Annotated in this window: 18 protein-coding genes; 11 read left to right on the forward strand and 7 right to left on the reverse strand. The window is 74.7% G+C overall.

Features of this window, described 5'->3' with window-relative positions; genetic code table 11:
- Window positions 1-2 precede the first annotated feature (2 nt).
- From AC27IY_RS06110 to AC27IY_RS06130, 5 genes are all read left to right on the forward strand, one after another.
- Window positions 3-974, forward strand: a complete 972-nt coding sequence (locus AC27IY_RS06110) for a glycoside hydrolase family protein (RefSeq protein WP_487177353.1) — start codon at window positions 3-5, stop codon at window positions 972-974.
- Between the two features lie 91 nt (window positions 975-1,065).
- Complete coding sequence (locus tag AC27IY_RS06115) at window positions 1,066-2,850, forward strand: ATP-binding protein (RefSeq protein WP_487177354.1); 1,785 nt, start codon at window positions 1,066-1,068, stop codon at window positions 2,848-2,850.
- A gap of 15 nt (window positions 2,851-2,865) precedes the next feature.
- Window positions 2,866-4,008 (forward strand): exonuclease SbcCD subunit D, encoded by a 1,143-nt coding sequence (locus AC27IY_RS06120; RefSeq protein ID WP_487177355.1) that lies wholly within the window; start codon window positions 2,866-2,868, stop codon window positions 4,006-4,008.
- On the forward strand, window positions 4,008-6,491 hold the full coding sequence (locus tag AC27IY_RS06125) for an AAA family ATPase (RefSeq protein WP_487177356.1): 2,484 nt from the start codon (window positions 4,008-4,010) through the stop codon (window positions 6,489-6,491). Before AC27IY_RS06120 ends, AC27IY_RS06125 begins: the two co-directional genes overlap by 1 nt.
- Window positions 6,488-7,432, forward strand: a complete 945-nt coding sequence (locus AC27IY_RS06130) for a hypothetical protein (protein ID WP_344206611.1) — start codon at window positions 6,488-6,490, stop codon at window positions 7,430-7,432. Before AC27IY_RS06125 ends, AC27IY_RS06130 begins: the two co-directional genes overlap by 4 nt.
- Here the strand turns inward: AC27IY_RS06130 and AC27IY_RS06135 are convergent.
- Window positions 7,429-7,860, reverse strand: a complete 432-nt coding sequence (locus tag AC27IY_RS06135; protein WP_487177357.1) for a VOC family protein — start codon at window positions 7,858-7,860, stop codon at window positions 7,429-7,431. The two genes, AC27IY_RS06130 and AC27IY_RS06135, sit on opposite strands and share 4 nt — an antisense overlap.
- A gap of 130 nt (window positions 7,861-7,990) precedes the next feature.
- On the opposite strand from AC27IY_RS06135, the gene AC27IY_RS06140 reads away from it, so the two are divergent.
- Window positions 7,991-8,320, forward strand: coding sequence for a YciI family protein (locus AC27IY_RS06140; RefSeq protein ID WP_487177358.1), 330 nt, complete (start codon window positions 7,991-7,993; stop codon window positions 8,318-8,320).
- A gap of 8 nt (window positions 8,321-8,328) precedes the next feature.
- Here the strand turns inward: AC27IY_RS06140 and AC27IY_RS06145 are convergent, their stop codons facing one another.
- Window positions 8,329-9,543 carry a sensor histidine kinase gene (locus tag AC27IY_RS06145; RefSeq protein WP_423475266.1) on the reverse strand — a complete coding sequence of 405 codons (1,215 nt, stop codon included), beginning with the start codon at window positions 9,541-9,543 and terminating at the stop codon, window positions 8,329-8,331.
- The gene (locus AC27IY_RS06150; RefSeq protein ID WP_423475264.1) at window positions 9,540-10,196 is read right to left on the reverse strand and encodes a response regulator transcription factor; all 657 of its coding nucleotides are present in this window, start codon (window positions 10,194-10,196) and stop codon (window positions 9,540-9,542) included. Before AC27IY_RS06150 ends, AC27IY_RS06145 begins: the two co-directional genes overlap by 4 nt.
- A gap of 172 nt (window positions 10,197-10,368) precedes the next feature.
- Between AC27IY_RS06150 and AC27IY_RS06155 the strand changes: the two genes are divergently transcribed.
- The 5 genes from AC27IY_RS06155 to AC27IY_RS06175 are packed head-to-tail and all read left to right on the forward strand — an operon-like array spanning window position 10,369 to window position 14,584.
- Window positions 10,369-10,893, forward strand: a complete 525-nt coding sequence (locus AC27IY_RS06155) for a hypothetical protein (RefSeq protein ID WP_423446249.1) — start codon at window positions 10,369-10,371, stop codon at window positions 10,891-10,893.
- Window positions 10,890-11,963, forward strand: coding sequence for an efflux RND transporter periplasmic adaptor subunit (locus tag AC27IY_RS06160; protein ID WP_487177359.1), 1,074 nt, complete (start codon window positions 10,890-10,892; stop codon window positions 11,961-11,963). Before AC27IY_RS06155 ends, AC27IY_RS06160 begins: the two co-directional genes overlap by 4 nt.
- The gene (locus tag AC27IY_RS06165) at window positions 11,960-12,670 is read left to right on the forward strand and encodes an ABC transporter ATP-binding protein (protein ID WP_423446245.1); all 711 of its coding nucleotides are present in this window, start codon (window positions 11,960-11,962) and stop codon (window positions 12,668-12,670) included. Before AC27IY_RS06160 ends, AC27IY_RS06165 begins: the two co-directional genes overlap by 4 nt.
- A gap of 44 nt (window positions 12,671-12,714) precedes the next feature.
- The gene (locus AC27IY_RS06170) at window positions 12,715-13,923 is read left to right on the forward strand and encodes an ABC transporter permease (protein WP_423446243.1); all 1,209 of its coding nucleotides are present in this window, start codon (window positions 12,715-12,717) and stop codon (window positions 13,921-13,923) included.
- 43 nt (window positions 13,924-13,966) lie between these two features.
- Window positions 13,967-14,584, forward strand: a complete 618-nt coding sequence (locus AC27IY_RS06175; RefSeq protein WP_487177360.1) for a TetR/AcrR family transcriptional regulator — start codon at window positions 13,967-13,969, stop codon at window positions 14,582-14,584.
- On the opposite strand, the gene AC27IY_RS06180 is transcribed toward AC27IY_RS06175, so the two are convergent.
- Genes AC27IY_RS06180 through AC27IY_RS06195 form a run of 4 tightly spaced genes read right to left on the reverse strand, consistent with a single transcriptional unit; the run spans window position 14,551 to window position 17,070 of the window.
- On the reverse strand, window positions 14,551-15,252 hold the full coding sequence (locus tag AC27IY_RS06180) for an MBL fold metallo-hydrolase (RefSeq protein ID WP_423475258.1): 702 nt from the start codon (window positions 15,250-15,252) through the stop codon (window positions 14,551-14,553). The genes AC27IY_RS06175 and AC27IY_RS06180 overlap by 34 nt on opposite strands.
- A gap of 8 nt (window positions 15,253-15,260) precedes the next feature.
- Window positions 15,261-15,965 (reverse strand): DsbA family oxidoreductase, encoded by a 705-nt coding sequence (locus tag AC27IY_RS06185; RefSeq protein WP_487177361.1) that lies wholly within the window; start codon window positions 15,963-15,965, stop codon window positions 15,261-15,263.
- Window positions 15,962-16,444 carry a pyridoxamine 5'-phosphate oxidase family protein gene (locus tag AC27IY_RS06190; protein WP_487177362.1) on the reverse strand — a complete coding sequence of 161 codons (483 nt, stop codon included), beginning with the start codon at window positions 16,442-16,444 and terminating at the stop codon, window positions 15,962-15,964. Before AC27IY_RS06190 ends, AC27IY_RS06185 begins: the two co-directional genes overlap by 4 nt.
- Window positions 16,444-17,070 carry an FMN-dependent NADH-azoreductase gene (locus AC27IY_RS06195; protein ID WP_487177363.1) on the reverse strand — a complete coding sequence of 209 codons (627 nt, stop codon included), beginning with the start codon at window positions 17,068-17,070 and terminating at the stop codon, window positions 16,444-16,446. Before AC27IY_RS06195 ends, AC27IY_RS06190 begins: the two co-directional genes overlap by 1 nt.
- Window positions 17,071-17,080: the final 10 nt, after the last annotated feature.

The following is a 17,080-nucleotide window of genomic DNA, read 5'->3' on the forward strand; positions in this document are numbered from 1 at the left end:
AAGTGGCAAATCGTGTGTTCGCTCCGCTGTCCGCGTTCGATCCGGTGGCGGGCTCCGTGGTGATGGAGCCGGAGAAGGACGAGCCGGGCTACTGGAGCGGCGCGGCCGGGGTCCTGCACGACGGCGAGCGGTTCTGGCTCACCTACCGCCGGCGCCGGCCGAGGGGCGCGGCGGCCGAGCGGGGCTGGCAGTGCGCGGTGGCCGTGAGCGACGACGGCCTGCGGTTCACCGACGTGTGGAGCGTGCACAAGGACGAGCTCGGCACCCCCTCCATGGAACGCTTCTGCCTGATGCCGGTCAGCGGCGGCTACCGGCTCTACCTGTCGTACGTGGACCCCGCCGACAACCGGTGGCGCATCGACGCGCTCACCGCCGAGCACCCGTCGCGGTTCGACGTCACCCGGGCCCGGCCGGTCCTGACCGCGGCCTCCACCGGCACCGAAGGGGTCAAGGACCCGTTCGTGCTGCGGGCCGGGCCGGTCACGTACCTGTTCGCCAGCTACGCCGCGCCCTTGGACCGCCCGGACCCGGAGGCGCACGCCACCGCCGACATCTACAACGTCGGCGCGACCGTCCACCCGACCGGCCTGGCCACCAGCCTCGACGGCGAGTCGTTCACCTGGCGCGGCGCGGTCCTGCCCGTCGGCACCGGCTGGGACCGCTACCAGGCCCGGCTCAACAGCGTCGTCCCCGTGCCCGGCGGCGGCTACGTCGGCTTCTACGACGGCTCGGCCTCCCACACCGAGAACTACGAGGAACGCTGCGGCGTCGCCGTCTCCGCCGACCTGTTCTCCTGGCGGCGGCTGTCCGAGTACGGCCCCTGGGTCACCTCCCCGTACGGCACCGGCTCGGTCCGCTACCTCGACGCGCTGCTCCACGACGACCACTGGTGGCTCTACTACGAGATGACCCGCGCCGACGGCGCGCACGAGCTGCGCGTCCACCGCGTTCCCGTCACCCGGACGGGCGGCTGAAAAGGGGTACCGGCGGCCGAATGAGCCGGACGCACCCCGCCCGCCCTACTACCCTCCTTGGGAAGGGCGTTGGTTGGGGGCGGAGGGATTGGTGACGGTCAACGGAGCGGCGAGCCCGCAGGCGGCGACAGCGGCAGGCGGGGCGCAGGTGACCGGTGAGGTGGTCGGGCGGGTCCTCGGCACGCAGGCGGCCTCGCCGCTTTCGTTCTGGGTGGGCCTGGAGCCGGGCAGGGTCCTCCAGCTCGACGACGTGGTGGTGACCAGGCGGGAGGTGCCCGGCCACGGCCCGGTGCTGGTCGCGGGCGTGGTGACCACGGTGGAGGCCCGGCACGAGGGCGCCGCGTACGACTCCGACGTGTTCCTCATCGCCGACGGCGCGCTGCCGGCCGCCGTGGTCGAGGTGGCCGAGGTGCGGGTGACCCGGGTCGAGCCGGAGGTGTTCGTGCCGCCGCTGCCCGGCTCCCAGGTCTACCTGGCCGGCTCCGGCGACCGCGACCAGGCGCTCTACTTCGACGTCATGGAGCGCCGCATCCCGCTCGGCATGGGCCGCGACGGCCAGCCGCTCTACGTGAACTTCGACTTCCTCGACGGCACCCGCGGCGCCCACGTGTCGATCTCCGGCGTGTCCGGCGTGGCCACCAAGACCTCCTTCGCCACGTTCCTGCTCTACTCGATCTTCAACTCCGGCGTGCTCGACGCCGAGTCCGCCAACACCAAGGCGCTCATCTTCTCCGTCAAGGGCGAGGACCTGCTCTTCCTCGACCACGACAACACCCGCCTCGACCAGCGCGCCCGCGACGGCTACGCCAGGCTCGGGCTGCCCGCGCGGGCCTTCGGCAGCGTCCACGTCTTCGCCCCGCCGCGCCCCAACGACCCCAACGGCGTCCCGCACGTCGCCGCCCGCACGCAGGGCGTCAGCGCCTTCTACTGGACGCTGGTCGAGTTCTGCCAGGAGGAGCTGCTGCGCTTCGTCTTCGCCGACGCCGACGACGAACGGGCCGGCTACTCCCTGCTCGTCGGGCAGGTCGCGGCCCGGCTGAAGTCGTGGGCCGAGCCGATCGGCGACGGCGGCGCCGTACGCGTGCAGGGCACCACCTGCCGCACCTTCGCCGACCTCGTCGAGATGCTCTCCGACCAGCTCCAGGAGGAGGACACCCGCAGGGACTGGACCGGCGCGCAGACCCCGCTCGGCACCGTCAACGCCTTCCTGCGCCGCCTGCGCAGCGCCGTGCGCCCGCTGTCCCCGATCGTCCGCGGCGACCTGCCCTTCTACCGCAGCCACTCGGTCAGCACCTCCGACGCCCAGGTCTCCATCGTCGACCTGCACAACCTGCCCGAGCGGGCGCAGCGGTTCGTGGTCGGCGTGGTGTTGCGCGGCGAGTTCCACCGCAAGGAGTCCTCGGGCAGCGCCAAGCCGCTGCTGTTCGTGGTGCTGGACGAGCTCAACAAGTACGCGCCGCGCGAGGGCGACTCCCCGATCAAGGAGATCCTGCTGGACGTCGCCGAGCGGGGCCGCTCGCTCGGCGTCATCCTCATCGGCGCCCAGCAGACGGCCTCCGAGGTGGAGCGGCGGATCGTCTCCAACAGCGCCGTCCGCGTCGCCGGGCGGCTCGACCCGGCCGAGGCCGCCCGCTCCGAGTACGGCTGGATGCCCCCGGCCGTCCGCGAGCGCGCCACGATCGCCAAGCCGGGCACCATGTTCGTGGCCCAGCCGGAGATCCCGGTGCCGCTGGCCGTGGCCTTCCCGTTCCCCGCCTGGGCCACCAGGCCCGCCGAGGCCGCGCCCCGGGCCGACGAGAGGCCGGGCGCGAGGACGGGCGGCGACCCCTTCCAGGGCCTCCCGTCCGCCATCGAAGACGACATCCCGCCCTTCTGACACACAGGTGGTCTCGTGAAGATCCTGCACACCGCGGACTGGCACGTGGGCAAGGTGCTCAAGGGCCGGTCCCGTCTCGACGAGCACCGGGAGGTGCTGCGCGAGCTGGTCGCCGCCGCCCGCACCCACGACGTGGACGCCGTCATCGTGGCCGGCGACCTCTTCGACACCTCCGCGCCCACGCCGGAGGCGCAGTCGCTGGTGCTCGGCGCGCTCATGGCGCTGCGCGGCGACAACCGCGACGTCGTCGTGCTGGCCGGCAACCACGACAACGCGCAGCTCCTCGAGGTCTACCGGCCCGTGCTGGGCAAGCTCGGCCTGCACGTGGTCGGCGTCTTCCGCCGCCCCGACGCGGGCGGCACGCTCGCCTTCACCGCGCGCACGGGCGAGCCGGTGCGCCTCGCGGTGCTGCCGTTCCTGTCGCACCGCTACGTCGTACGCGCCGCCGAGGTGCTGACCGGCACCGCCGCCGAGCACAACCGCGACTACGCCTCCCGCATCGGCGAGCTGATCGGCGCGCTCACCGCCGGCTTCCACGGCGACACCGTCAACCTCGTCACCACCCACGGCACCCTGCCCGGTGGCGCGTTCGGCGGCGGCGAGCGCGAGGCCCAGTCGATCTTCTCGTACTACTTCGAGCCGACCGCCTTCCCCGCCACCACCCAATACGCCGCGCTCGGTCACCTGCACCGCCGCCAGCAGATCCCCGGCCCCTGCCCGATCTGGTACAGCGGCTCGCCGCTCAACGTCGACTTCGGCGAGGAGGGCAACGTGCCCGGCGCGCTGCTGGTCGAGGTCTCGCCCGGCCGGCCCGCCGTGGTCCGCGAGCTGACCTTCTCCTCCGCCCGCCGGCTGCGCACCGTACGCGGCACGCTGGAGCAGCTGGAGGGCATCGACCCCGGCGACGACTGGCTCAAGGTCGTCGTGGAGGAGAAACCCCGGGTCGGGCTCGCCGACGACGTACGCGAGCTGCTCGCGGGCGCCGCCGTGGACGTCATGCTGGACGAGAAGTTCCGCCCGGTGCCCGCCACGCGCCGGGCCGGCACGGCCGGCCGCAGCCCCCGCGAGCTGTTCCGCGACTACCTCGCCGCCACCGGACGCCACGACGACCAGGTGGCCGGCCTGTTCGACCGGCTCTACGACGAGGTGACCGGCTGATGCGTCCCCTGCTGCTCCACCTCGACCACTTCGGCAGCTTCCGCGAGCCGGTGGTCGTCGACTTCTCCGACACCGACTACTTCGCGCTCGTCGGCCCCACCGGCGCCGGCAAGAGCACGATCATCGACGCGGTCTGCTTCGCCCTCTACGGCACCGTGCCGCGCTGGGGCAGGGAGGGCGCCGTCGCGCACGCCCTCGCGCCGTCCGTCGCCGCCGGCAAGGTCGCGATGGTCTTCGACAGCGACGGCCGCCGCTACGGCGTGGTCCGCGCGATGGTGCGCGACGCCAAGGGCGCGGTCCGCACCAAGGAGGCGCGGCTCGACGAGCTGGACCCGGCCGCGCCGCTGGAGCAGGCGTTCGAGGCCGTGGTCAAGCCGCTCGCCGAGGGCGAGGGCGTCACCCCCGAGGCGCAGCGGGTCACCGGACTCGAATACCGCTTCTTCACCCAGTGCGTGGTGCTGCCGCAGGGCCGCTTCGCCGAGTTCCTGCACGCCGCCCCGCGCGAACGCCAGGACCTGCTGGTGCAGCTCCTCGACGCCGACGTGTACGAGCTGATCAGGCAGCGCGCCGCCCGCGAGGAGGAGAGCGCCAGGCAGGAGGCGTCCTTCGCCCGCGACCAGCTCGCCAAGCTGTCCGGCGCGAGCGAGGAGGCCGAGCGCGAGCTGGCCGAGCGCATGGAGGCGCTGCGCCGGCTCTCCGACGCCATCGGCGCCGACCTCGACCTGCTGCGCACCCGCGAGGGCGACATCCGCCGCGCCGAGCAGGAGCGCGCCGCCGTCGCCGAACGGCAGGCGGTGCTGGCCAGGCTGGCCATGCCGGAGGCCGTCCCCACCCTGGCCTCGGCCCGCCGCGCCGCCGCCGAGGCCGTCGAGACGCTGGCCCGCGAGGTCGCCACGCTGGAGGCCGACGAGCACGAGGCGTTCGAGGCGCTGGCCGCCCTGGGCGACCGCGGCGCGCCTCGGGCGGAGCTGGCCGCGCTCGACGCCCGCGAACGGCTCGCCGCCGACGCGGCCCGCACCCGCGCCGAGGCCGAGGCCGCCGTCGCGGGCCTCGCGGACCTCGCCGCCGCCGCCGAGACCGCCGAGCAGGCCGCCGACGCGGCCGAGGAGCGGCGCGAACGCCTGCGCGACGCCCACGCCGCCGCCCACCTGGTGCACCGGCTGGCCGTCGGCGAGCCGTGCCCGGTCTGCCACCACCCGGTCGCCGAGCTGCCGCTGCACCGCTCGCCCGCCGACATGCGCACCGCCGACCGCGCCCTCGCCCAGGCGCGCGAGCAGGCCCAGCGCGCCCGCGCCGCGCACGCCAAGGCCGAGACGTCGGCGTCGCTGCTGGCCAGGCAGGCGGAAGGGCTGGAGTCCCGGCTCGCCGGGCTGCCCGCGCCCGGCGACCGCGCCGAGCTGGAGGCCCGGCTCGCGGAGATCGCCAAGGCGGACGCGGTGGCGGGGGAGGCCCGCGCCGCCGTACGCGCCGCCCGCGGCCGGCTGCAGCGCGCCCGCGACCACGCCGACCAGGTCGAACGCCAGACGGCGTCGGCCTGGCAGACGCTGGAGTCCGCCCGCGACCGCCTCCTCGTCTCCGGCGGCCGTTTCGGGCCCGAAGCCCCGTCGGGTAGCGGCGAGGAGACCCAGGGAGACGAGCAGGTCCAGGGGGACGCGCCGCCGCCCCTCGTCCGCGACGACCTGCACCGGGCCTGGAGCGAGCTGCTCGCCTGGCGCGACCGGGCCGCCGAGACCGCCCGCGCCGCACTCGCCGCCCGGGAGAAGCAGCTCGCCGACGCCCGCGACCGCCTCGCCGCCGACCGCCGCAGGCTCGCCGAGCGCCTGGCCGAGCACGGCGTCGTCCCGCCCCGCGACGCCTCGCCCGACCAGCTCGGCGCCGCCGTCGCCGGCGCGCTCGCCCGCGCCGAGAGCGACCTCGACCGGCTCAGGGAGGAACGCAAGCGCGCCGCCGACCTGGAGCAGCGGGTCGCCATGAAGGAGCACGAGGCCAAGGTCGCCCACGAGCTCGCGCTGCGGCTGCGCGCCAACGCCTTCGAGCGCTGGCTGTGCGCCGAGGCCCTGGCCGTGCTCGTCGCCACGGCCTCGGAGACGCTGCGCGAGCTGTCCGACGGCCAGTACGAGCTGGCGCTCGCCGACCGCACCGGCGACATCGAGGTCATCGACCACGCCGAGGCCGGCCTGCGGCGCAGCGCCCGCACCCTGTCAGGCGGCGAGACCTTCCAGGCCGCGCTCGCCCTCGCCCTCGCGCTGTCCGGGTCCGTCGCCAAGAGCCTCGACTCGATCTTCCTGGACGAGGGCTTCGGCACCCTCGACCCGGCCACGCTCGACACCGTCGCCACCACGCTCGAACGCCTGGCCGCCGGCCAGGACCGCATGATCGGCCTGGTCACCCACGTGCCCGCGCTGGCCGAACGGGTGCCGGTGCGCTTCGAGGTCAGCCGCGACGGCAAGGGCTCCCACGTCCGCAAGGCCGGGATCGCGTGAGCGGCTTCACGGTCGACCCGTGGGACCCGGGCTACGCCGCCGCGCTCGCCGTCGAGAACATCGCCGAGATGGGCGCCACCAGTGCCGAGCTGGTGCTCGACGTCGAGCTCCAGCCCGCCGCCTGGCAGCCGGTCACGCCCGCGCCCGACGCGGTCCCGCCGACGACGCTGCTGGTCGCCGACGGGGTACGCCGCGTGGACGCGCGGGTCTGGGTCGAGGACCCCGGGGCGCCGATGCCGGTGCCGGGGATCGCGGCCTCGTACGCGGCCGGGATCGTCCGCTGCGGCCCGGAGGGCGCCGACCTGGCCGCGATCGAGGTCAGCAGGACGCTCATCTCCGCCTCCCCGAACACCCCCGAGGTCAAGACGCCGCACGCCACCTACCACCCGAGCAAGGCCGCGGACGCCAGCTTCGAGGAGCTGTCCCTGGCGTTGCAGCGGCAGGTCACCCAGCTCGAAGTGGACCTGGCGGTGCGCCACCGCACGGAGAGCGACGACCTGCTGCTGGTGGACGGCCCGCTGCGGGGCCGCACCCACCTGCCGCGCACGGTCGGCTACATCAAGACGCACCACACGGCCTACCTGCCGCCGCCGCAGTCCTCGGTGGTGGCGGCGCTCGCGCCGGGGCAGCGGACGCCGGTGTTCCTCATGGGCACGAGCTGGCGGCGGCACGCCTGGTACGTCCGGCTGCCGGTCCGCTCCTCCGCCCCGTGGGCGGGGGTCGCGCGCTGCGAGGCGAGCGCCGAGCTGGAGCCCGCCCAGGTCGTACGGCTCGCCGACGCCGTGACCCTGGCGCTGCCGCCGCTCGCCGGCGTCGACTACAAGGACCCGCGCGCGCCGCAGAACCTCGTGCCGATCGGCGGCCTGGAGAAGCTGCTGCGCCACCACCTGGGCGACGCCCGCCTGCTCTACCGCTCGCTGCGGACGGCCGCCCTCGGCTAGTGGACCGCGAAGATCTGCGCGTCGTCGGCGAACGCCTTGAACTCCAGGGCGTTGCCCGCCGGGTCGAGCAGGAACATCGTCCACTGCTCGCCCGGCAGGCCCGCGAAGCGCAGGTACGGCTCGATGACGAACGCGACGCCGGCCGTCCTGAGCCGGTCCGCCAGCCGGTGGAACTCCGGGATCGTCAGGATCAGCCCGAAATGCGGCACCGGCACGTCGTGCCCGTCCACCGGGTTGCGCGCCCGTTCCCCGGCGGCGCCTGGCGCGAGATGGGTGACGAACTGGTGCCCGTACAGGTTCCAGTCGATCCACCTGTCGGAGCTGCGGCCCTGGGCGCAGCCGATGAGCTCGCCGTAGAAGTATCGGGCGGCGTCGAGATCGTCCACGGGCACGGCCAGGTGGAAGCGGGGGATCGAGGGAGCGGACATGAGCGACTTCCTCCCGTGCGTTTCCGCGATCACTACCCGCGCCCCCGGCCCCGATACCCCGATTCTGTCGGCCCGGCCTGGCAGGGTGGTGCCCGCACAGCGCGAGCCGCGAGGGAGAAAGGCGCCCGAGGTGAGTGGTCGACCAGCCGATGAGAGCCCGCCGGTGCTGCACGTGCTGCTGGTGCGTTACACCGCGCCGCCCGCCGAGGTCGCGCCGCACGTCCCCGGCCACGTCGCCTACCTCCAGCGGTGGCATGCCGACGGCATGTTCCTGCTGTCCGGGCAGACGGTCCCTGACGACCTCGGCGGCGTGATCCTCGCCGTCGGCGACCGGGAGCGGGTCGAGCGGGCGGCGGCCGAGGATCCGTTCGCGGTGGCGGGGGTGGCGGCGTACGACATCGTCACCGTCGAGGCCGGGCGGGCCGACGCGACGCTGCGGGCGCTGCTCGGCGGGGCCTGACCAGCCGGTCAGTGGCGGGCGCGGGGGAGGGTGGCGGTGACGACGAGGCCGCCGTCCTCGCGGGGGCGGGCGCTCACGTCGCCGCCGTGCGCCACCGCGATCGAGCGCACGATCGACAGGCCGAGCCCCGCGCTCCGCGCCGTCACCACCCGCTCGGCGCCGTGCCGGTGGAAGGGCTTGAAGAGCGGCGGCACCTCGTACGGCGGCACCTCCGGCCCGGTGTTGCTGACCTCGATCTGCGCCTTGCCGTCGGCCACCGTACGGCTCACCACTCGCACCCACCCGCTCCCGTCGTCCAGGTTGTACCTGATGCCGTTCTCGACCAGGTTGTGCACCAGCCGTTCGAGGAGCAGCGCGTCCCCCGTGACGGGCGCCTGGCCGGCCACCTCGTACACCGTGACCTTGGCCGCGGCGGCGTCGCCGGCCGTCTGCCGCACCACGTGCGTCACCACGTCGGCGAGGTCCACCGGCGAGCGGTCGGCGATCTCCTGCTCCGAGCGGGCCAGCAGCAGCAAACCGGAGATGAGCCGTTCGTGCCGGGCGTTGATCTCCAGCAGGCTCTCGCCCAGCTCCTTGACGTCCGGCGAGGCCGTACGCCGGTGCATGGCCAGCTCGACCAGCGCCCGGTTGAGCGTGAGCGGCGTACGCAGCTCGTGGGAGGCGTTGGCGACGAACCTGCGCTGCCCGTCGAAGGAGTGGTCCAGCCGCTCGACCATCGTGTCGAAGGTGTCGGCGAGCCGCTTGACCTCGTCCGCCGGGCGGCCCTCCAGCGCGATCCGCTCGTGCAGCCCGCGCTCGGCCAGCGGGGCGGCGGCGATCCGGCGGGCGGTGTCGGTGACGCGGTGCAGCGGGGCCAGCATCCGCCCGGCCACCACCCAGCCGAACGCGACCGCCGCCCCGCCGACCACGGCCAGCGCGAGCACGCCCTGCGCGAGCAGCGAGGTGCCGGCGGCCCCGCGCAGCTCCGCCTCCTGCCGCCGCAGCCACTCGACGGCCGCGTCCCCGGTGAGCTGCACGTCGCCCGCGACGATGATGAGCTGCTTGTGCCGCCCTGGCGGCGCGGTGGTGAACCGGTCCTCGAACGACCGCGTGAGCTGCTGGTCGAACAGCACGTACGTGACCCCGAGCAGCGCCAGCCCGGCCACCACGAAGATCGCGCCGTACCCGAGGGTGAGCCGCAGCCGCAACGTGCGCGGCCCGCGCGGCCTCCAGTGTCCGGTCATCCGATCCGATACCCCACTCCCGGCACGGTCTCGATCACGGGCGGGCCGGCGAGCTTGCGGCGCAGCTTGAGCACGGTGAGCCGGACCGCCCCCGTGAACGGGTCGGCGTGCTCGTCCCACACCTTCTCCAGCAGGTGCTCGGCCGAGACCACGCCGCCCTGCGCCCGCAGCAGCTCGGCGAGCACCGCGAACTCCTTCCTCGCCAGCGGCACGAACCGCCCGTCCCTGAACACCTCGCGCCGCGCCGGGTCGAGCGTGATCCCGGCCCGCCGCAGCACCGGCGGCGCGGCCGGCCGCGACCGCCGGCCGAGCGCCAGCACCCGCGCGGCCAGCTCGGGGAACGCGAACGGCTTCGGCAGATAGTCGTCGGCCCCGATGGACAGCCCCGTCACCCGGTCGTCGAGCTGGGCCGCGGCGGTCAGCATGAGCACCCGCGCGGCCGAGTCCGAGGCCACCAGCTCCTTGCACACGTCGTCGCCGTGCACGCGCGGCAGGTCGCGGTCCAGCACGACCACGTCGTAGTCGTTGACCGCGAGGCGTTCGAGCGCCGCCTCGCCGTCGTGCGCCAGGTCGACCGCGTGCGTCTCCTCACGCAGCCACTCGGCTATCGCGTCGGCGAGCACGTGCTCGTCCTCGACCACCAGCACCCGCATGGCTTCTCTCCGGCCCTTTCCTTCGGCTACGGAGCCGAGTGTGGCTCAGACGGCGTTCGGCGAAGGTAAGCGGCAGGGCGCGACACCAGGAAACGCGGAGGAAACAGCCCGGCCTATTGCATCTCCCATCGAAGACCCACATGACGTACCAACCAGATGGGGGAGACCACTCATGCGAGGACGAGCCCGCAGTGCCCTGGCCGCCGCGCCCGTCGCGTTCGCCCTGCTCCTGACCGGCTGCGCGGCCGGCGGAAACGGCGGCTCCGAGGTGGCGTCGGTCACCGGCACCCAGGCCGCGACCAGCGCGCCGCCGAGCGCCGATCCGCAGGAGAAGGGCATCAAGTTCGCCCAGTGCATGCGCGAGCACGGCATCGACATGCCCGACCCCGAGCCGGGCAAGGGCGTCACGATGAGGATCGGTCCCGGCACGCCGAAGGAGAAGGTCGACCAGGCCGCACAGGCGTGCAAGCAGTGGGCCCCGGGCGGCCAGCTCAAGGGCGGCGGCGATCCCAAGCGCGCCGAGGCGCTGCGCAAGGCGGCGCAGTGCATGCGGGACAACGGCGTCGAGAAGTTCCCGGACCCCGACGGCGGCATGATGCGCATCACCCGCGACGTCGGCGAGGACCCCGACTTCAAGACCGCCCAGGAGAAGTGCCAGAAGGAGATGGCCGAGGCCGGCATGGGAGGTCTGGGATGAGAGGCCGGTGGGCCGCCGGGCTGCTGGTCGTGCTGGCCGCCGCGGGCGGCGCCTTCGTCACGATCAACGCCGCCGGGCCGCTGACGGGCGGGGCCGGCCCGACCGGCACGGCCGCGATCCTGCCCCCGGCCACCGCCACGGTGACCAGGCAGACCCTCGACGACACCGTGGACGCCGACGGCGAGCTCGGCCACGGCCCGGTCACCGGCGCCGTGGCGAGAAGGCCGGGCACGATCACCTGGCTGCCCGCGAGCGGCGCGCGGATCGCCCGTGGCCGCTCGCTCTACCGGGTGGACGACGAGCCCGTGACCCTCATGTACGGCGACACGCCCGCCTACCGCGACCTCAAGGTCGGCACGGAGGGCTCGGACGTCGAGAACCTGGAGCGCAACCTCCGCCGCCTCGGCTACGACGGCTTCACCGTGGACGACGAGTACACCTACGGCACGGCCGCGGCCGTCAGGGAATGGCAGGCCGACCGCGGCCTGGAGGAGACCGGGGTGGTGGAGCTGGGGCGGGTCGTGTTCGCGCCGGGGAAGGTGCGCGTGGAGAGTCTGGAGGCCGAGAAGGGCCAGCCGGCCCAGCCGGGCCAGAAGATCCTGACCTACACCGGAACGTCCAAGGTCGTCACCGCCGAGCTGGACGCCGAGGACCAGCGGATGGCGCGGAAGGGCGCCAAGGTCCGGGTCACGCTGCCCGACGGCACGACGGTGCCGGGCAAGGTCACCGAGGTCGCCACGGTCATCAAGCCGGGCGAGGGCCAGGGGGCCGACCCCGAGACCCGGGTCGAGGCCCTGGTCTCCCTCACGTCCGCGAAGGCCGTGAAGGCCGCCAAGGGCCTGGACCGGGCGGCGGTGGACGTGACCTTCACCGCCTCGCGGCGCGAGAACGTGCTCACCGTGCCGGTCGCGGCGCTGGTCGCGTTGCGGGAGGGCGGGTTCGGGCTGCAGGTCGTCGAGGGCGGCTCGGCCCGGTACGTCGCCGTCGAGACCGGTCTGTTCTCCGGCGGGCGGGTCGAGGTCGAGGGCGAGGGGCTGCGTGAGGGCATGACGGTGGGGATGCCGCGATGACGTACCCGATGATCGCCCTGACGGAGGTGTCCCGCGCCTACCCCGGCGGGGTGGCGGCGCTGCGGTCGGTGTCGCTGCGCGTCGAGCACGGCGAGCTGGTCGCGGTCGTCGGCCCGTCGGGGTCGGGCAAGTCCACGCTGCTCAACGTCGTCGGCACCCTCGACCGGCCGACCTCAGGCGCCGTCCGGATCGACGGGCACGACGTGGCGGCGCTCTCGGACGGCCGGCTCTCGGCGCTGCGCGCGACCACGATCGGCTTCGTCTTCCAGCACTTCCACCTGGCCGCCAGGGTCCCGGCGCTGGACAACGTGGCCGACGGGCTCATCTACACGGGCCTGCGCCGCTCGGAACGCCGCCGCAGGGCCGCCGAGGCGCTGGAGCGCGTCGGGCTGGGGCATCGCCTGGACCACGAGCCGCACGAGCTGTCCGGCGGGGAGCGCCAGCGGGTCGCCATCGCCCGCGCGGTGGCCGGCGAGCCGCCGCTCCTGCTGGCCGACGAGCCGACCGGCGCGCTGGACTCGGTGTCCGGCGCGGGCGTGATGGAGCTGCTGCACGAGCTCAACGCGGCCGGCACCACCATCGTGATCATCACGCACGACCACGAGATCGCGGGCAGCCTGCCCCGGCAGGTGAGCATGCGCGACGGCCGCATCGTCGCCGACTCGGCCGCAGGCGTCCTCGCGACGGAGGGGCGGGTGACCCGATGAGCGCCCTGGAGCCTCCCGGGCCCGCGCCGGAAAGGATGCGGCCGATGCCGGTGAGGACGCCGCCGGTGCCCGCCAGGATGCGGCCGGGGGACGTCGTGCGGGTCGGCGCGGTCGGCCTGCGCACCCGCCCGCTGCGGGCGTTCCTGTCCGCGCTGGGCATCGCCATCGGGATCGCGGCCATGGTGGGCGTGGTCGGGCTCTCGTCCTCCTCCGGGGCCGAGCTGGACCGTACGCTCTCCGCCCTCGGCACCAACCTGCTCACCGTCTCCGCCGGTGCCACGCTGACGGGGGAGGCGGCGCGGCTGCCGGTGGAGTCCGAGGCCATGATCGAGCGCGTCGGCCCGGTGCAGGCGGTCTCGTCCGTCGGCAAGATCCCCGAGGCGAAGGTCTACCGCTCGGAGCGGATCCCCGAGGTCCAGACCGGCGGGCTCAGCACGTACGCGGCCCGCCTCGACCTGCCCGCCACGATCGGCGCGACCCTGCGCGACGGCACCTGGCTCAACGCGGCCACCGAACGCCTTCCCGCGGCCGTGCTCGGCGCGTCAGCGGCGCGGCGGCTCGGCGTCGGCGCGGCGGGACCGGACACGCAGGTCGTCGTCGGCGGGGTGCGCTTCACCGTGGTGGGCGTGCTGAACCCGGTGGCCCTCGCCACCGACCTCGACAACGGCGTGCTGGTCGGCTGGCCGGTCGCCGAGGAGCGGCTGGGCTTCGACGGGCATCCGACGACCCTCTACACCCGCGCCGAGGAGTCCGGTCTTGAGGCGGTGCGCGAGGTCCTGGCCGGCACCGCCAACCCGGAGGCGCCGAACGAGGTGGACGTCTCCCGCCCGTCCGACGCGCTGGCCGCCAAGCAGGCCACCAGCCAGGCGTTCGCCGGCCTCCTGCTGGGCGTGGGCGCGGTGGCGCTGCTGGTGGGCGGGGTCGGCGTGGCCAACACGATGGTCATCTCCGTCCTGGAACGCCGGGCCGAGATCGGCCTGCGCCGCTCGCTGGGTGCGACGAGGGGGCAGATCCGCACCCAGTTCCTGGCGGAGTCGCTGCTTCTGTCGCTGCTGGGCGGGGCCGGCGGCGTCCTGCTGGGCACGGCCGTGACCATCGGGTACGCGCTCTACAGCGGCTGGCCGCCGGTGGTGCCCGTCTGGGCGACGGCGGGCGGCCTCGCGGCGACGCTGGCGATCGGCGCGGTGGCGGGCCTCTATCCGGCCGTACGCGCCTCGCGCCTCTCGCCGACCGAGGCCCTTTCCACCCCGTAGAAGCGTTGCGCGCCGGCACAAAAGTGGACTACAGTCCGTTTATATGGAGGAGCTGGAGATGCTGGGCGCGCGGCCGCCCAAGGAGCGCGCGGACGCGGCCCGCAACCGGCGTAAGGTGCTGGCCGCCGCGGCCAGGCTGTTCGCCGAGAAGGGCGTGGAGTCGGTCTCCATGGACGCGGTCGCCGCCGCGGCCGGGGTGGGCAAGGGCACGCTCTTCCGCCGCTTCGGCGACAAGTCGGGCCTCGCGGCGGCACTGCTCGACGAACGCGAACGCGACCTGCAGCAACGCATCCTGTCCGGCGTGCCGCCGCTGGGGCCGGGCGCGCCCGCCCGCGACCGGCTGGCCGCCTTCTTCGCAGCCTACCTGGAGTACGTGCTCGGGCACCTGGACCTGGTCAGGATGTCCGAGACCGCCAGCCCCGGCGCCAGGTTCCGCATCGGCGCCTACCGGTTCTGGCACCGCCACGTCGCCATCCTGCTGGCCGAGGCCCGTCCGGACGCCGACGCCGAGCCGCTGGCCCACGCCCTCCTGGCGGCCGTGAGCGCGGAGGTGACGGGGGTCCTGCGGGCCGAGTACGGCCCCGGCCGCGCCGCCGCCGCCGTGACCTGCCTCGTGGAGTCGGTCTCTCACCAGCCGCGGGCGACCCACGACTCCAGGTGAGGGCGTTCCGCCGCGACCGTCGTGTCAGGGCCGTGGCCGGGGTGGACGCGGGTCGTGCCCGGCAGGTCCAGCAGCCGGCGTACGGACCGGATGATCGCCGGGAAGTCCGACAGCGGCGGCCCGGTGAGGCCGGGGCCGCCGGGGAAGAGCGTGTCGCCGGTGAGCAGGTGCCCGTCCACGGCCAGTGACACGCCGCCGGGCGTGTGCCCGGGGGTGTGCAGCATCCGCACCTCCAGCGGCCCCACCCGCAGGATCTCGCCGTCCGCCACCGGCGTGACCGCGCCGTCCCACAACACCGTCCCGGCGGGGAAGGCCAGGGACGCCGGGTCGCGGGCCAGCAGCTCGGCGGTCGCGGTGCCCGCGTCCCAGTGGCCGGCGCGCCGCGCGGCGGCGACCTCGTGCGGCCACACCGGCGCGTCCGCCGGGTGCGCCAGGACGGGGACCCGCCACGCGGCGGCCAGGTCCGGCACGGCCAGCACGTGGTCGAAATGGGCGTGCGTGAGCAGCACGGCCACCACGTCGAGGCCCCGGGCCGCGGCCAGGATCCGGCCCGGCTCGTCCCCCGGGTCGACGACCAGGGCCCGGCGGTCGCCGCGCGCGTGCAGGATCCAGCAGTTGGTGGCGAGCACCCCCACCAACACGCGCTTGAGCACGAGCCCGCCGCTCACCGGGCCGCTCACTGGGCCGCGCGCTTGAGCAGGTCGTCGTAGGCGCCGGCGTCGAAGGAGTCCACGACAGGGAAGCCGGCCGCCCACGGCCCCTGCCAGGAGACGCTGATGCCGGGATTGTGCGCGCTCGTCCCGTCGGCGAAGCGCAGCGTGGGGCTGCCGGTGATCGCGTCGGTGCCGGAGATCGCGAAGTCCCGCATGACGTCGGCGCGGTGGCGGCCGTCGTTGAGGGCGGCGCGCAGCGCGGCCACGTCCACGACCCCGCCCGGCACCCCGGCGGCGACGTCCAGGATGACCTGGCGGTGGCTGATCGAGCGGGAGTGCGTCCAGAACGCCTGGCGCAGCGCGAGGTCCAGTTCCTCCCCAGCCTCCAGGCTCTGCGCGCTCGCGGCGTGCACGGCCTCGGCGGCCAGGAGCACCGTGTGGGGGTAGAGGTCGTCGGGGGTGGTCCAGACGCGGAAGTTCGCGTCGGGCTCGATCTGTCCGAGCCCGACGGCCTCGGTGTCGGTGCCGCGCCGGGGGTGCGGGCCGTTGAACAGTTCGAGGGGGAATACGCGGTGCTCGACCCTGACCCGGCCGTCGAGCCCGAGCCGTGCGCGGGCTCGGCGCAGCCAGATCAGCCCGACGTAGGCGAACGGGCACAGCAGGTCGGACCAGATCTGGATGGTGCCCGCCGCGACCGGCGGCGCGGCGGGATCGAGGTCGTCCGTCATGGGTGCTCCTGGTGCTCGGTGCCCGGCGGGTTGGTGGTGAAGCGCTCCGGGCGCAGCAGGACGGCGGCCCGTCGCTCGGCGGCCATCGCCCGGTCGTACGCGCCGAGGTCGGGATGCTCGCCCCCGGCCGCGTGGTAGATGTCGCGCAGCAGCGCGGGCAGCGCGGCCGGGCCGAGGCCGGGCAGCGGGTCGTCCGGGCCGGCCAGCTCGACCGGCCCGCGGACCGCCGCCCACTCCCAGCCCGACCGGAACACGAGCGTGGCCCGCGGCAGGGCGCGCAGGTTCGCGAGCTTGGCCGTGCCGCCGCGCGCCACGAACGCGACCACCGTCTCCCCGCTGACCGGGTGCGGCAGCATGCCCGCGTTGACCACGCTCACGGACGGCTCGCCGTCCGCGCGGGTGGTCACCAGGACCGCCAGCCAGTGCTCGGCGGCGCCGTAGCGGCGGATCAGCCGCAGCCCCTCCTCGCCGAGAGCCATCAGAAGCCCTTGGCCAGCTCTCGGGCGTGCGCCTCGGCCTGCCGGCGCGTCTCGTCACGGTCGCCGGTGAGCGTGGGATGGAAGCGGATCTCGCTGATGTCGGTCAGGCCGGTCCAGCGCAGCCAGTCGGTGAAGTACGTGGACTGGAAGTCGCTGCCGAACTCCGGGCCGAGCCCCGGCCCCCACACGGCGCTGGTGTAGACGACGGCGACGCGGGTGCCGCGCCCCTCCAGCAGGTGGCTGTAGCCCTTCTCCGGGTCGACGCCGAAGATCCAGCCGGGCTGGCTGACGACGTCGATGAGCTGCTTGAGCACGTACGGCACCGATCCGTTCCACATCGGGACGCTGAACAGCAGCCGCTCGGCGGAGGCGAAGCGCTCGAACGCGCGCCGGGCGGCGGCCCACGCCGCGGCCTCCTCGCCCTGCGGCTCGCCGCCGCCGAAGACGGTCATCTTGGCGCGCGCGCCGGCGGCGAAGTCCGGCAGGGAGCCGTCCCACAGGTCCCAGTGCTCGATCTCGTCGTCCTCGTGGGCGTCGCGGTAGGCGTCCGTGAAGGTGCGGGCGATGCGCAGCGAATCGGAGTTCTCGCCGCGCGGGGAGGCGGAGACGTGCAGGAGCTTCGGCATGGGAGCACCT

This window comes from Nonomuraea sp. B208, from assembly GCF_057536035.1.

Coding starts and splice junctions, on each gene's coding strand:
- AC27IY_RS06125 (WP_487177356.1), top strand. CDS start 4,008: ATGCGTCCCCTGCTGCTCCACCTCGACCACTTCGGCAGCTTCCGCGAG.
- AC27IY_RS06135 (WP_487177357.1), bottom strand. CDS start 7,860: ATGTCCGCTCCCTCGATCCCCCGCTTCCACCTGGCCGTGCCCGTGGAC.
- AC27IY_RS06145 (WP_423475266.1), bottom strand. CDS start 9,543: ATGACCGGACACTGGAGGCCGCGCGGGCCGCGCACGTTGCGGCTGCGG.
- AC27IY_RS06150 (WP_423475264.1), bottom strand. CDS start 10,196: ATGCGGGTGCTGGTGGTCGAGGACGAGCACGTGCTCGCCGACGCGATA.
- AC27IY_RS06155 (WP_423446249.1), top strand. CDS start 10,369: ATGCGAGGACGAGCCCGCAGTGCCCTGGCCGCCGCGCCCGTCGCGTTC.
- AC27IY_RS06160 (WP_487177359.1), top strand. CDS start 10,890: ATGAGAGGCCGGTGGGCCGCCGGGCTGCTGGTCGTGCTGGCCGCCGCG.
- AC27IY_RS06165 (WP_423446245.1), top strand. CDS start 11,960: ATGACGTACCCGATGATCGCCCTGACGGAGGTGTCCCGCGCCTACCCC.
- AC27IY_RS06170 (WP_423446243.1), top strand. CDS start 12,715: ATGCCGGTGAGGACGCCGCCGGTGCCCGCCAGGATGCGGCCGGGGGAC.
- AC27IY_RS06175 (WP_487177360.1), top strand. CDS start 13,967: ATGGAGGAGCTGGAGATGCTGGGCGCGCGGCCGCCCAAGGAGCGCGCG.
- AC27IY_RS06185 (WP_487177361.1), bottom strand. CDS start 15,965: ATGACGGACGACCTCGATCCCGCCGCGCCGCCGGTCGCGGCGGGCACC.
- AC27IY_RS06190 (WP_487177362.1), bottom strand. CDS start 16,444: ATGGCTCTCGGCGAGGAGGGGCTGCGGCTGATCCGCCGCTACGGCGCC.
- AC27IY_RS06195 (WP_487177363.1), bottom strand. CDS start 17,070: ATGCCGAAGCTCCTGCACGTCTCCGCCTCCCCGCGCGGCGAGAACTCC.